This window comes from Pseudarthrobacter woesei (genome assembly GCF_055412745.1).
This window is the reverse complement of sequence record NZ_JBVAYU010000010.1, coordinates 1-13,983: the sequence shown is the minus strand read 5'-3', so window position 1 is coordinate 13,983 and position 13,983 is coordinate 1. Positions and strand designations below refer to the sequence as shown.

The following is a 13,983-nucleotide window of genomic DNA, read 5'->3' as shown; positions in this document are numbered from 1 at the left end:
TGTTCGACGACGTTTCGTCGCTTGACGATCAGACGGTGGTCTTTGAACGGCCGTCCACGGCTCCCCGCCGGAACTGGCACTAACGATCCAATCCGCCCCCAGTTGGCATCCGCCAGGACGCCAGTGCGCGGCATGGTTCCAGCATGCCAACGCCGCCACGAACCACGTGAGAGACACTCCACGGCCTGGTGCCCGTGTGCCACCAACATGGTCGGATTACGGCGCTGACACGGCCTCCAACTAGTCGATCAGACGCAGTGGAGCAGGAGGCATTCCGGGTAGGGGTCGTCGAGGGGCGTTGGCCGGCCCGGATCGTCCGTGTGCGCCGCGGTCAACGGATGCGCGGTGGTGAACTGGTGCCAGTCCGGGAAGGGATCCGGGGGCAGCTCCGGTCCGGGACCCATACCGGGACCCGGGCGGGGTTCCTGGCTGGGGTGCCGGGTGGGTGCCTGGTCCGGATGATGTCCTGGGTCCGGGGGCAGGCCTTGGTCCGGGCATGTCTCCGCGGTCAGGACGTGGTGTGGCCAGTGGGGTGGTTCCCAGTCCTGGTGTTCGCTGGGGTAGTGCCGTCCTGACGGTGAGGTCCACCCGGGCGGGTGGTCTTTGCTGGCTCCGGTGGGTGTCCAGGCGGAGCCGTGTTTAAGCCGGTGATGTCTGGGGCAGGTTTGGCCGAGGTTGGAGATGCCGGTGGTGCCGCCGTCGGCCCAGGCCAGGAGGTGGTCTGCTTCGTTGTCCAGGGAGTGGTTGTTGCAGCCGGGGAAGGGGCATTTGCCGTCGCGGAGGCGGAGCCATTGACGCTGGGCTTTCGTGAGGCGGTAGCTGGTGCGTCCGATTTCCAGGGGTGCGCCGTCCCGGGGGTCGGTCAGGACGCGGTGGAAGGAGCCGGCGCCGTCGGCGATCAGGCGGCGGGCCATGGAGGCCGGGATGGGCCCGTATCCGTCCAGGACGGCCGGTTCGTCGGTGGCGCGCAGGAGGGACAGGACCGGGACGGTGATCAGGACCTGCGCCCTGGGGGAGGGGACGCATCCGGCCATGCCGGTTACGCCGCCGGCCATGCATCTGCCGCCGCCGGCCATGCCGTCCTCGGCCGTTCCGCTGGTGAGGAGCCAGATGGCGGTGATGTCGGCGCGGAGTTGGGTGAGGGTGCGGGCCTCGTGGGGGTTTTGGAGGGCGCGGGCGGCGGCGGTGGTCCGGTCCCAGATCCCTGCGGCGGTATCGGCCGGGAGGTAGGCCGAGAGCCAGGCCATGCCGTCCCGGTCCGGGGTGTAGTCGACCCGCCAGTCTTCGGTGCTTGTGGTGTGGCGTTCTTCGATGCTGGCCGGGTGGTGGCGTTCGCGCCAGGTGCGTGCTTTGGCCCGGAACCGGGACGGGACGAGGTCCCCGGCCGGGCATCCGCGGGCGGGGTCCGGTGCTCCGGGGTCCAGGAAGTGTGCTTCCAGTGCGGCCGCCCCGGCCGCGTCCAGGGTGCTGGTTTCCTCGATGATGATCCGGGCGTGGGCCCAGGAGATCGTCCCAGCCTGCAGGGCTCCCAGGGTCAGCGTCAGTCCCGTGACCAGGGCCTGGCAGCCGGCCAGGAGGGTTCGGGAGGTTCGTTCGCTGACGGTCAGGACACAGGCGACCTCGGCGGTCAGGGCCATCTCCTGCATGGTGTGTTCCTGCGGGGACGCTCCCGGTGGTGCCAGGGCCCTGGTGGCCTGCACGTAGTCCGCGGCGAGCCGCACCTTCAGCGCGGCGGTCCGGGCCTCCAGCCGGGCCACCTCGGCGAGGCCGTCCAGACAACTGTCGGCCAGATCCCGCAGCGGATCGGCGTCGGGCGGATCGGTGTCCCGCAGCGGGACGGCGCCTGGCGGATCCGAGTGGTCAGCGGCGGCGCCGGTGAGGCCAGCAAGCACGGCAGCCGACGCGGCGACGGCCGCCAGGGCCGCCCTGCTGTCCGCGCTCCACACTGTCCTTCTTTCCATACACCCAGCCTAAAACGAGGCAGCGACAAAAAGGCCGGGCTGAACGCCTTCAGGGATTGACGGTTCCGCGACAAATGATCCGGCAGCGCCGGGCAAACTAGGCGAGAACGTCCGCGGCCGTTGGCCGCCGGGCAAGGTGACGCTACTCTCGCGGCGGCTCCCACATCGACTGCGGCAGCACCGCCGGCCGTTCCCGCCGCTTCACCCGCCGCTTGGTCATCTGCTTCGCCTGCGGTGCTGCGGAGCGCCTGGCCGGCGCCTGGCCACCCGGGGCGCCCCCGTCCGGGGCACCGCTGCCGGCTCAGTAGACTTGGACTGTGGCAGATCCAGCGAGTTACCGACCCCAGACGGGTGAAATTCCGACCAATCCGGGCGTGTACCGCTTCCGCGACCCGCACGGGCGCGTCATCTATGTCGGCAAGGCCAAGAGCCTCCGTTCCCGGCTGAACTCGTACTTCACGAACCCCGCCGGTCTTCTGCCCAAAACCTATGCGATGGTCCACACGGCGAGCAGCGTCGAATGGACCGTCGTCGGGAGTGAACTGGAGTCCCTGCAGCTCGAATACACCTGGATCAAAGAGTTCAAGCCCCGCTTCAATGTGATGTTCCGGGACGACAAAAGCTATCCCTACCTCGCCGTCACCATGGCGGAGAAGTACCCCCGCGTCCAGGTCCTGCGCGGGGAGCGCCGCAAGGGCACCCGCTATTTCGGTCCGTACACCGCCGGCGCCATCCGGGACACCATGGACACCTTGTTGCGGGTCTTCCCAGTCCGCAGCTGCAGCGCCGGCGTCCTGAAACGCGCCGAGGCCAGCGGCCGGCCCTGCCTGCTTGGCTATATCGACAAGTGCGCCGCCCCGTGCGTCGGCCGGATTTCGGCGGAGGACCACCGCACCCTAGCCGAAGACTTCTGCACCTTCATGGGCGGCGAAGCCAAGCCCTTCGTCACCCGGCTGGAAAAGGACATGGCCGCCGCCGTCGCGGAACTCGACTACGAGCGCGCGGCCCGCGTCCGGGACGACATTGTCGCGCTTAAGAAGGTGTTCGAGCGCAACGCCGTGGTCCTCGCCGAGGGCACCGACGCCGACGTCTTCGCCCTGCACGAGGACGAGCTTGAGGCCGCCGTCCAGGTTTTCCACGTCCGCGGCGGCCGGATCCGCGGCCAGCGCGGCTGGGTGGTGGAAAAGGTCGAGGACTCCACCACCCCGGACCTCGTGGAGCACCTCCTCCAGCAGGTCTACGGGGAGGAAGCAGGAGTGCAGGGCCGGCTGCCCCGCGAGGTCCTCGTCCCCACGGAACCCAGCAACGCCGTCGAGCTCGCGGAATGGCTCGGCGGCCTGCGTGGGGCCCGCGTGGACGTCCGCGTCCCGCAGCGCGGGGACAAGGCCGCACTCCTGTCCACCGTCAGGGACAACGCCGAACATGCCCTTAAGCTCCACAAGTCGCGGCGCGCGGGCGACCTGACCATGAGGTCACAGGCCCTCCAGGAACTGCAGGAGGCGCTGGACCTGCCCGTGGCCCTGCTGCGGATCGAATGCTTTGACATCTCGCACGTCCAGGGCACCAACGTGGTCGGGTCCATGGTGGTGGTCGAGGACGGGCTGCCGAAGAAGTCCGATTACCGGAAGTTCTCCGTCACCGGCCCCGCCGCGAACGACGACACCGCCGCCATGCATGACGTGCTGACGCGGCGCTTCCGCAACTACCTCCAGGAGAAGGCCGAACAGGCGGAAGCCGCGCGGAAACCGGGCCACCAGGCTGCCCTGGCGGCCGCCGTGGCGGTCTCGATCGCGGACACCACGACGCCGGCGCCCCGGACCAGGTTCGCCTACCCGCCGAACCTCGTCGTGGTCGACGGCGGCAAGCCCCAGGTCAGCGCCGCGGCCCGTGCCCTGGCCGAACTGGGCATCGAGGACGTCTACGTCGTCGGGCTCGCCAAACGCCTCGAGGAGGTCTGGCTGCCGGACAGCGACTTCCCGGTAATCCTGCCCCGGGCCTCGGCCGGGCTCTACCTGCTGCAGCGCATCCGCGACGAGGCCCACCGCTTCGCGATCTCCTTCCACCGGCAGAAGCGCGGCAAGGCGATGACCGTCTCCGCGCTCGACGGGGTGCCCGGCCTCGGCGAATCCAAACGCAAGGCGCTGCTGGCCCGGTTCGGCTCGGTCAAGAGCATCAAGGCTGCCTCTGTGGAGGAGCTCACCGGCGCCAAAGGGATCGGGCCGTCGCTGGCCGCGGCGATCGTCCGGCACTTCGACCAGGACCCCGGCGGGGCGGCCACGGTGCGCGCCGTCAACATGGCCACCGGCGAAATCCTCGAAACTTAGCTAGCGCCGGCAATCTTAGCTAGGGTAAGGACTTGGGAAGCGGCCCGCGCGGGCAAGACAGCGCGCGGCTGCGCCCCGGCACGGACAGACGCAGGAATAAAAGCAGAACCGCACAGCAGAATGGGGCTTCACTGATGGCAGAGTCGACGGCAGGATCCGGACCGGATACGGACGGCATGACGCCGGTTAAACCCGTTGAGGCGGAACTGCTCGTGGTGACCGGCATGTCAGGAGCAGGCCGCAGTACCGCGTCCGACGCCCTGGAGGACCACGGCTGGTATGTCGTGGAAAACTTGCCGCCACAGATGCTCGGCACCCTCGCCGAACTTGTGTCCCACTCGCCCGGATCCATTTCCAAGCTCGCCGTCGTCATGGATGTCCGCAGCAAGGACCTCTTCGCCGACATCCGCGCCGCCCTCCGCAACCTTGAGGCCAGCGGTGTCACCTTCCGGGTGCTGTTCCTCGACGCGAACGACGACGTCCTGGTCCGCCGCTTCGAACAGGGCCGGCGGCCCCACCCGCTGCAGGGCGGCGGCCGCATTCTTGACGGCATTGCCGCCGAGCGTGAACTGCTGCACGAGCTCCGGAATTCCGCTGACATCGTCCTGGACACCTCCCCGCTGAACGTCCACGGCCTCGCCACCGCGATCACCGAGCTGTTCAGCGAGACCGGGCCCGTGGCCCTCCGGCTGAACGTCATGAGCTTCGGCTTCAAATACGGCCTCCCCGTGGACGCGAACTTCGTCGCGGACGCCCGCTTCATCCCAAACCCGCACTGGGTCCCGGCGCTGCGGCCGCATACCGGCCTGGACAAGGACGTTAGCGACTACGTGCTCGCGGCGCAGGGCGTCAGCAACTTCGTGGAACGCTACGTCCTGGCCCTCGAACCGGTCCTGGACGGCTACCGGCGCGAGAACAAGCACTACGCAACCATCGCCGTCGGCTGCACCGGCGGGAAGCACCGCTCGGTGGCGGTCGCCGTCGAACTGTCCCGCCGGCTGGCGCAGTACCCGCGCGTCACCGTGACCACCACGCACCGGGACCTGGGCCGGGAATAATGGCGCTCCTCACCGGGCCGCTGCCCCTGGTTCCGCCGGCCAGCGCGGCCTTCGCCAGCCAGCAGGACAAGGGTCCCTCCGTCGTCGCGCTCGGCGGCGGCCACGGCCTCTCCGCCTCGCTGTCCGCCCTGCGCCTGCTGACCTCCGAACTGACCGCCATCGTCACAGTCGCGGACGACGGCGGCTCCTCCGGCCGGCTGCGCGAGGAGTACGGCGTCCTCCCGCCCGGAGACCTGCGCATGGCGCTGTCCGCGCTGTGCGATGACACCGACTGGGGCCGCACCTGGCGTGACGTGATGCAGCACCGCTTCCAGCCCGGCAAGGGCCGCGGCGGCTCCCTCGACGAACACGCCATGGGCAACTTGTTGATCGTCACCCTGTGGGAATTGCTCGGCGACACCGTCGCCGGGCTCAAATGGGCCGGGGCACTGCTGGGCGCCCGCGGGGAGGTCCTGCCCATGTCCAGCATCCCACTGACCATCGAAGGGCAGATCCGCGTCACCGCGCCCGACGGCAGCACGGAACTGCAGACCCTCCGCGGCCAGGCGAAATGCGCCGTCGCCGGCTCGCTGGAACGGGTCCGGCTGCTGCCGGAGAACGCGCCCGCCTGCATCGAGGCGCTCACCGCGATTGAACTGGCCGACTGGGTGATCCTCGGCCCCGGATCCTGGTACACCTCGGTGCTGCCGCACCTCCTGCTGCCGGAAATGCGGGAGGCGCTCTGCAACACGGCCGCCCGGCGCTGCCTCACCATGAACCTCGCGACGGACACCAAGGAAACCCTGGGCATGTCAGCCGCGGACCATCTGCGGGTGCTGCGGGAGTACGCCCCGGACTTCACGATCGACGTCGTCCTGGCCGATCCGGCGTCCGTGCCGGATCTCCCCGATTTCGAACAGGCCGCCGGGATGCTCGGTGCCGAGGTGGTGTTGGGTAAAGTGGGGGCGTCGAGCCGCCGGCCGATCCACGACCCGCTGCGTCTGGCAACGGCGTACCACGACATTTTCGGGAACAGGTAGGAAAGGTGCCATGGCACTGACAGCATCAGTCAAGGAAGAGCTTTCCCGGCTGGACATCAAGAAGTCCTCGGTCCGCAAGGCTGAAGTGTCCGCCATGCTTCGCTTCGCCGGCGGTCTGCACATCATCTCCGGCCGGATCGTGATCGAGGCCGAAGTCGACCTCGCTTCCACCGCGCGGCGGTTGCGTGCGGCCATCGCCGAAGTTTACGGACACCAGAGCGAGATCATCGTCGTCTCCGGCGGGGGACTGCGCCGCGGCAGCCGCTACGTGGTCCGGGTGGTGCGCGACGGCGAAGCCCTCGCCCGCCAGACCGGCCTGCTGGACGCCCGCGGGCGCCCGGTCCGCGGCCTCCCGTCAGTGGTGGTGAACGGCTCCGCCGCCGACGCCGAGGCTGTCTGGCGCGGCGCGTTCCTGGCCCACGGCTCGCTGACCGAACCGGGCCGGTCCTCCGCCATGGAGGTCACCTGCCCGGGACCCGAGTCCGCCCTGGCCCTCGTCGGCGCCGCCCGCCGCCTGGGCATCCAGGCCAAGGCCCGCGAGGTCAGGGGAGTGGACCGCGTTGTGATCCGCGACGGCGACACCATCGCCGCCCTCCTGACCCGCATGGGCGCCCACGACGCGCTGATGGTCTGGGAGGAACGGCGCATGCGCAAGGAAGTCCGCGCCACCGCCAACCGGCTCGCCAACTTCGATGACGCCAACCTGCGCCGCTCCGCGCAGGCCGCCGTCGCCGCAGGCGCCCGCGTGGACCGTGCCCTGGAGATCCTTGGCGACGACGTCCCGGACCACCTCAAGTACGCCGGCGAACTCCGCGTGGCGCACAAGCAGGCCAGCCTCGATGAGCTTGGCCGGCTCGCGGATCCGGCAATGACGAAGGACGCCATCGCCGGCCGGATCCGCCGGCTCCTGGCCATGGCAGACAAACGCGCCCAGGACCTCGGCATCCCCGGCACGGAGGCCAATGTGACGCCCGAAATGCTGGACGAGTAGCCTCCGCCCGGAAACAACTGCAGAATCGGATCGGGACGGCGGGAATACCTCAGGGGGACCGGAGGCTATGCCCACTGGATTCCGATCCAGAGACTTCCGGGTGCCACAACATCCGGATGCACAATCCGAGAGATACCAAAACGGACAACCAGTCCACGACATTGGAGGATTTTGTGACCGAGTACGTACTGCCAGACCTCAGCTATGACTATGCAGCGCTGGAGCCGCACATTTCCGCACGGATCATGGAGCTGCACCACAGCAAGCACCATGCTGCCTACGTGGCCGGCGCCAACAACGCCCTGAAGCAGCTCGCCGAGGCGCGCGACAAGGGCGACTTCGCCAACATCAACCGCCTTTCCAAGGACCTCGCGTTCCACACCGGCGGCCACATCAACCACTCCGTGTTCTGGAAGAACCTCTCCCCGGACGGCGGCGACAAACCAGTTGGCGAGCTCGCGGCCGCAATCGACGACGCGTTCGGCTCCTTCGACGCCTTCCGCGCCCACTTCAGCGCGGCGGCCCTGGGCCTGCAGGGCTCCGGCTGGGCATTCCTGGCCTACGAGCCGATCGGCGGCAACCTGGTTATCGAGCAGCTCTACGACCAGCAGGGCAACGTCGCCGTGGGTACCACCCCGCTGCTGATGCTGGACATGTGGGAGCACGCCTTCTACCTGGACTACGTCAACGTCAAGGCCGACTACGTCAAGGCCTTCTGGAACATCGTCAACTGGGCCGACGTCGCGCAGCGCTTCGAGGCGGCCCGCACGAACGCCACCGGCCTTATCACGCTCTAAGAACCGTTCCACTGCGCGGAAGCCGTTCACGCGGCTGTAACAAAGCGCACATATCGTGCCGTTCGGCTCGAATCGTGGACGGTCTGCCCCCGCACTTGCGGGGGCAGACCCAGTTAAACGTAAGATAGATCACGGAAGGCGGTTAGCCTTCAGCAATGTGGCTGGTCGCCCTCCGATCTGTTAATCATCTCTGCCCAATGGCGTGCGGGATCTGTTAGTTGGCTTGAACGCCTTCTCAACTAGTCGTGCTTGCAAGAGCACCAAGGAGACTGAAAACGTGACCACCCGTATTGGTATTAACGGCTTCGGCCGTATTGGCCGCAACTACTTCCGCGCCGCACTCGCCCAGGGCGCAGACCTCGAGATCGTTGCCGTCAACGACCTCACCAGCCCGGAGGCCCTGGCCCACCTCTTTAAGTACGACTCCGTCGGCGGCCGCCTGAAGGAATCCATTGAGGTCAAGGACGGCAACTTCATCGTCGACGGCAAGACCGTCAAGGTCCTCGCCGAGCGCGATCCCGCGAAGCTGCCCTGGGGTGAACTCGGCGTCGACATCGTGATTGAATCCACCGGCTTCTTCACCAAAGCCGCCGACGCGCAGAAGCACATCGACGCCGGCGCCAAGAAGGTCCTGATCTCCGCTCCCGCCTCCGACGAGGACATCACGATCGTGATGGGTGTCAACCATGAGCTGTACGATCCGGCGGCGCATCACATCATCTCCAATGCCTCCTGCACCACCAACTGCCTCGGCCCGCTGGCCAAGGTCGTCAACGACGCCTTCGGCATCGAGCGCGGATTGATGACCACCATCCATGCCTACACCGCCGACCAGAACCTGCAGGACGGCCCGCACAAGGACCTCCGCCGTGCCCGCGCCGCCGCCATCAACATGGTCCCCACCTCCACGGGGGCGGCCAAGGCAATCGGCCTGGTCCTGCCGGAACTCAAGGGCAAACTCGACGGCTACGCCATCCGCGTCCCGGTGCCGACCGGCTCCGCCACGGACCTGACCGTCGTTGTGTCCCGCGAGACAACCGTCGGGGAAGTCAATGCCGTACTGAAGGCAGCGTCCGAGACGGAAGCCCTCAAGGGATTGCTGACCTACACCGACGAGCCGATCGTGTCCTCGGACATCGTCGGGGACCCGGCGTCCTCCATCTTCGACTCCGGCCTGACCAAGGTGATCGGCAACCAGGTCAAGGTTGTTGCCTGGTATGACAACGAATGGGGCTACTCCAACCGACTCGTGGACCTCACGGAGCTTGTCGCAGCCAAGCTGGGCTAGGGTAAGACTCATGACATTCCACACCCTCGACGAACTGATCGCTGATGGTGTCCGCGGGCGGTACGTTCTGGTCAGAAGTGACCTGAACGTGCCGCTCGACGGCTCTTCAGTAACTGACGACGGCCGGATCAAGGCCTCCCTGCCAGTGCTGGCGAAGCTGACGGACGCCGGTGCCCGTGTACTGGTCACGGCACACCTCGGCCGCCCCAAGGGCGCCCCCGACGCGAAGTACTCGCTCAAGCCCGCCGCGGCGCGGCTGGCCGAGCTTGCCCCGTTCACGGTCTCCCTTGCGGAGGACACCGTCGGGGCGTCGGCGAAGGCGTCCGCCGCCGCGCTGGCGGACGGCGAAGTACTCGTCCTGGAGAACGTGCGGTTCGACGCCCGCGAGACGAGCAAGGACGACGCCGAACGCGGCGCGTTCGCGGATGAGCTGGTGGCCCTCACGGGAACCAGCGGCGCCTTCGTGGACGATGCCTTCGGTGCGGTGCACCGCAAGCACGCCAGCGTGTTCGACGTCGCCACCCGGCTGCCGTCCTACCAGGGCGATCTGGTCCGCACGGAGATCGAGGTGCTGCGCAAGCTCACCACCGACACCCCGCGCCCCTACGTCGTTGTACTCGGCGGTTCCAAAGTCTCGGACAAGCTCGCCGTGATCGAGAACCTGATCGGCAAGGCGGACACCATCCTGGTCGGCGGCGGCATGCTGTTCACCTTCCTCGCAGCCGCAGGCCACAAGGTGGCCGGCAGCCTGCTGGAACAAGACCAGATCCCGGTCGTCCAGGCGTACCTCAAGCGCGCCGCGGCCGCCGGAACCGAATTCGTGGTTCCCACCGACGTCGTGGTGGCCGGCGCGTTCGCCGCCGACGCGGACCACGAAACGGTCCGGGCCGAGGCCATAGAGGGCAGCAGCTTCGGCGCCGGGGGCATCGGCCTGGACATCGGACCCGAATCGTCAGCAACCTTCGCGGAACGGATCAAGGGCGCCAGGACGGTGTTCTGGAACGGCCCGATGGGCGTATTCGAGTTCCCCGCGTTCGCCGCCGGCACCCGGGCCATCGCCCAGGCGCTCACGGAGACGGAAGCGTTCACCGTCGTGGGCGGCGGCGACTCCGCCGCCGCGGTCCGGACCCTCGGCTTCGCCGATGACCAGTTCGGCCACATTTCCACCGGCGGCGGCGCCAGCCTTGAATACCTTGAAGGCAAGGAACTCCCCGGCTTGAGCGTGCTGGACCGCTAAAACATCCAGCCGGCAGGGCGCCCAGTATCGTGGGCATCCTGCCGGCTGTTCCACTGCTACGAATCTTTTGGAGATCACGTGACAACGTCAACCAACGGTAAATTCGACCGCACGCCCTTCATCGCAGGCAACTGGAAGATGAACATGGACCATGTCCAGGGCATCACCCTCCTGCAGAAGCTGGCCTGGACCCTGTCCGACGCCAAGCACGACTACAGCCGGGTGGAGGTTGCCGTCTTCCCTCCGTTCACGGATCTCCGCGGCGTCCAGACGCTCGTTCAGGGCGACGAACTCAAGGTCGTCTACGGCGGGCAGGACCTGTCCCAGTTCGATTCCGGCGCCTACACCGGCGACATCTCCGGCCAGTTCCTATCGAAGCTCGGCTGCCGGTACGCCCTCGTGGGCCACAGCGAACGCCGCACCATCCACCACGAGTCAGACGCGGTGCTCAACGCCAAGACCCTGGCCGCGTTCCGCCACGGCGTCACCCCCGTCCTATGCGTCGGCGAAGGCCTGGACATCCGGCAGGCCGGCACCCACGTGGCGCACACGCTCGCCCAGCTCCGCGCCGGCGTCGAAGGCCTGACCCCTGCGCAGGCTGCCGAACTCGTAGTAGCCTACGAGCCGGTCTGGGCGATCGGAACCGGCGAAGTCGCCGGTCCCGGCGACGCGCAGGAAATGTGCGCCGCCATCCGTGCCGAGCTCGCCACCCTCTTCGGAGCGGACGTCGCCGGCAAGACCCGGCTGCTTTACGGCGGCTCGGTCAAGGCCAACAATGCGGCCTCGATCCTCAAGGAACGCGACGTGGACGGCTTGCTCGTCGGCGGTGCCAGCCTGGATGCGGCCGAGTTTGCTAATATTGTGAGGTTCGAGAGTCACCTGCTGACGGATTAGTCCGGACACAGGCTGGGCCCCCGCAATCCAAATCTTCTGAAAGGCCGTCGTGGACGTTCTTCATGTCATTCTGCAGGTACTCCTGGGCATCACCAGCCTCCTGCTGACCCTGCTCATCCTGCTCCATAAAGGACGTGGAGGCGGTCTGTCCGATATGTTCGGTGGCGGCATGAGCTCCGGACTCAGCTCCTCCGGCGTGGCGGAACGGAACCTCAACCGTTTCACCGTCATCCTCGGCATCACCTGGGGCATCGTGATCATTGCCCTGGGCCTGATCATGCGCTTCAGCGCCGGCGCCGATTCCTAACTCGTCTTCGCAATAACTGGATATGGGGTCCTTGTGGCCCTCCCGGCATCGGGAACTCCGAACTACACTGTGGCTGATTGCACGCGCATTCCGTCCGCCGAGTAGCCAGGAGCTCCCGATGCTGCATTCTGCTTCCGGATTCAAAGGCATCCGCGTAGGAGCCACCGAAGGGGCATCGCCCCGCCAGGAACCCCTCGCCGGCGCCGGCGCACGGCAGCCCCGCATCCGGGTCTCCTACCGGTGCGCCAAGGGCCACGAAACGCCGCTGGTGTTCGCCCGGCTTCCCGAAGACCAGATCCCCGGGGTGTGGGACTGCCGCCGCTGCGGAGGCACGGCCACCCGGGACGAGGCACAGTTCGCCCTCGAGGACATCCCGCCGGAGGGCTACAAGAGCCACCTCGAATACGTAAAAGAACGGCGCTCCAGCCAGGACGCCGAAGACGTACTGGCCGGAGCGCTTGAGCGGCTGCGGGCCGGGCGGAACCTTCCGGACTAACTCTTCCGGACCAGCTGTGCCGGGACCCGGGCCGCCGCGTTTTCGTCGATGAGCCAAAGAGTTTCATTCCGGCCGCGCGGGCCGGCAGCCGGAACCTGGACCGGGTTGGCGCCCGCCAGGGCCAGCCCCACCGCACCGGCCTTGTCCTCGCCGGCCACCACCATCCAGATCTCCGAAGCCGTGTTGATCGCCGGCAGTGTAAGGGACACCCGTCCCGGCGGGGGCTTGGGCGAGTTGCGGACACCCACCACGGTCAGTTCCTTCTCGCGGATGCCGGCCTGCTCGGGGAACAGCGACGCCACGTGCGCGTCGGGGCCGACCCCCAGCAGGACGATGTCGAAGCGGGGCAGCCGTCCCGGGGACTCCGGCCGGTCGTCGGCCGTGTCGGCGGCGTGCTCGGCCGCAGCCGCCTCGGCAAGCCGGGCAGCGTAGTCTGCGGCGGCCTCTTCCGGAGTACCGAAGTCGTCAGGGGAACCGGGCACGTGGATGCGGCCCGGATCTGCGCCGATGTGCGAAAGCAGCGCATCGTGTGCCTGCCGGGCGTTGCGTTCGGCGTCGTCGGCTGCGACGAAGCGCTCGTCACCCCACCAGAAGTTGACCCTGGACCAGTCGACGGCAGGTGCCGCCGGCGACTCCGCGACGGCCCTCAGCGATCCGATCCCCATCGTGCCTCCGGTCAGCACCACCGTCGCCTCGCCGTGTTTGTCCTGGATATCCACAAGTTTGGTTATCAGGCGTGCCGCGATGGCGGCCATAAGCACGGTCGAGTCGGGATGGATGCTTACTCTGGGGTCAGCGCTCACTGGGACGGACACTCCTTAGGTTGGTACGGGGCAGTCCAATAGTAATCACTTCACCAAATACTTCGTCAGGATCCAGCCGGCGCAGTTCTTCGGCCAGACAGTCCTTGAGGCTCCGGCGCGGCAAAGAAATGCGCTGGGCGGGCTGGCCCGGCTGGGTCAGCTCGGCGACGGTGAGGCCCGGCCGGAACAGCTGCACGTCTCCGCCGGTGCGGGTAAGCCGCACGCGCCGGATTCCGGTGCCGGCCGGGTCCTCCACGATCGTCACTGGCGCGTCCAGGGCCAGTGTGAGCCAGGCCGCGAGCAGGATGGTGCTGGGGGAGTCCGAGGCGCCTTCGACGGCGACGGCCGTGACCGGAGAGTCGTCCAGCTGGTCCAGGACCGCGGCCAGCTGGATCCGCCAGTTCGTCAGGCGGGTCCACGCCAGGTCCGTGTCGCCGGCCTTGTAGGTGCGGCGGATATTGTCCAGGGCCNCGCTGCGGGTCGGCCTCGTTGCCCGAGTCCGTGATCCGGCGGTGCGCTATCCGGCCGACCGAGGTCTCACACGCGTTCTTCGGGGCGCCGTGCGGCCACCAGGCCACGATCGGCGCGTCCGGCAGCAGCAGGGCCGCCACGAGCGACTCGCTTTCCTCCGCGAGCTCGCCGTAGCCGCGGAGCAGGATGACCTCGGACGCTCCGGCATCGCCGCCCACGCGGATCTGGGCGTCGAGCCGGGTCGGGGCCGTGGCGCCGGCGTCGGCCAGGACGATGATCCGGCAGGGGTGCTCGCGGCTGGCCTCGTTGGCGGCCTCGATGGCCTCCTCCTCCAGCC

12 protein-coding genes and 1 pseudogene are annotated in these 13,983 nt (G+C 68.0%); 10 read left to right on the top strand and 3 right to left on the bottom strand.

Annotated elements, in window-relative coordinates:
- Positions 1-248: 248 nt before the first annotated feature.
- The gene (locus tag ACZYZE_RS14315) at positions 249-1,961 is read right to left on the bottom strand and encodes an HNH endonuclease signature motif containing protein (protein WP_463908360.1); all 1,713 of its coding nucleotides are present in this window, start codon (positions 1,959-1,961) and stop codon (positions 249-251) included.
- 317 nt (positions 1,962-2,278) lie between these two features.
- Between ACZYZE_RS14315 and uvrC the strand changes: the two genes are divergently transcribed.
- The 10 genes from uvrC (at position 2,279) to ACZYZE_RS14265 (ending at position 12,372) form a co-directional block, all read left to right on the top strand.
- On the top strand, positions 2,279-4,285 hold the full coding sequence (gene uvrC, locus ACZYZE_RS14310) for an excinuclease ABC subunit UvrC (RefSeq protein ID WP_463908358.1): 2,007 nt from the start codon (positions 2,279-2,281) through the stop codon (positions 4,283-4,285).
- Positions 4,286-4,419: 134 nt separating this feature from the next.
- The gene (gene rapZ, locus ACZYZE_RS14305; protein WP_463908356.1) at positions 4,420-5,343 is read left to right on the top strand and encodes an RNase adapter RapZ; all 924 of its coding nucleotides are present in this window, start codon (positions 4,420-4,422) and stop codon (positions 5,341-5,343) included.
- Positions 5,343-6,362, top strand: coding sequence for a gluconeogenesis factor YvcK family protein (locus ACZYZE_RS14300; RefSeq protein WP_459317983.1), 1,020 nt, complete (start codon positions 5,343-5,345; stop codon positions 6,360-6,362). Before rapZ ends, ACZYZE_RS14300 begins: the two co-directional genes overlap by 1 nt.
- Positions 6,363-6,372: 10 nt before the next feature.
- Positions 6,373-7,353, top strand: coding sequence for a DNA-binding protein WhiA (whiA, locus tag ACZYZE_RS14295; protein WP_459317982.1), 981 nt, complete (start codon positions 6,373-6,375; stop codon positions 7,351-7,353).
- Between the two features lie 173 nt (positions 7,354-7,526).
- Positions 7,527-8,150: a superoxide dismutase gene (locus tag ACZYZE_RS14290; protein ID WP_459317981.1), complete on the top strand. Its 624-nt coding sequence runs from the start codon at positions 7,527-7,529 to the stop codon at positions 8,148-8,150.
- 277 nt (positions 8,151-8,427) lie between these two features.
- A complete protein-coding gene (gene gap / locus ACZYZE_RS14285; RefSeq protein ID WP_463908354.1) occupies positions 8,428-9,438 on the top strand; it encodes a type I glyceraldehyde-3-phosphate dehydrogenase in 1,011 nt (336 codons plus the stop codon).
- A gap of 10 nt (positions 9,439-9,448) precedes the next feature.
- Positions 9,449-10,675: a phosphoglycerate kinase gene (locus ACZYZE_RS14280; RefSeq protein WP_463908352.1), complete on the top strand. Its 1,227-nt coding sequence runs from the start codon at positions 9,449-9,451 to the stop codon at positions 10,673-10,675.
- A 78-nt stretch (positions 10,676-10,753) separates the two neighbouring features.
- Positions 10,754-11,569, top strand: coding sequence for a triose-phosphate isomerase (gene tpiA, locus ACZYZE_RS14275; RefSeq protein WP_463908350.1), 816 nt, complete (start codon positions 10,754-10,756; stop codon positions 11,567-11,569).
- A gap of 49 nt (positions 11,570-11,618) precedes the next feature.
- Positions 11,619-11,876 (top strand): preprotein translocase subunit SecG, encoded by a 258-nt coding sequence (gene secG, locus ACZYZE_RS14270; RefSeq protein ID WP_459317977.1) that lies wholly within the window; start codon positions 11,619-11,621, stop codon positions 11,874-11,876.
- A 118-nt stretch (positions 11,877-11,994) separates the two neighbouring features.
- Complete coding sequence (locus ACZYZE_RS14265; RefSeq protein WP_463908348.1) at positions 11,995-12,372, top strand: RNA polymerase-binding protein RbpA; 378 nt, start codon at positions 11,995-11,997, stop codon at positions 12,370-12,372.
- On the opposite strand, the gene pgl is transcribed toward ACZYZE_RS14265, so the two are convergent.
- Together pgl and ACZYZE_RS14255 are read right to left on the bottom strand one after the other, a co-directional pair.
- Positions 12,369-13,175, bottom strand: a complete 807-nt coding sequence (gene pgl / locus ACZYZE_RS14260; protein WP_459317975.1) for a 6-phosphogluconolactonase — start codon at positions 13,173-13,175, stop codon at positions 12,369-12,371. The genes ACZYZE_RS14265 and pgl overlap by 4 nt on opposite strands.
- A pseudogene (locus tag ACZYZE_RS14255) lies at positions 13,165-13,983 on the bottom strand (glucose-6-phosphate dehydrogenase assembly protein OpcA); the annotation flags it as partial. The gene pgl and the pseudogene ACZYZE_RS14255, both read right to left, overlap by 11 nt.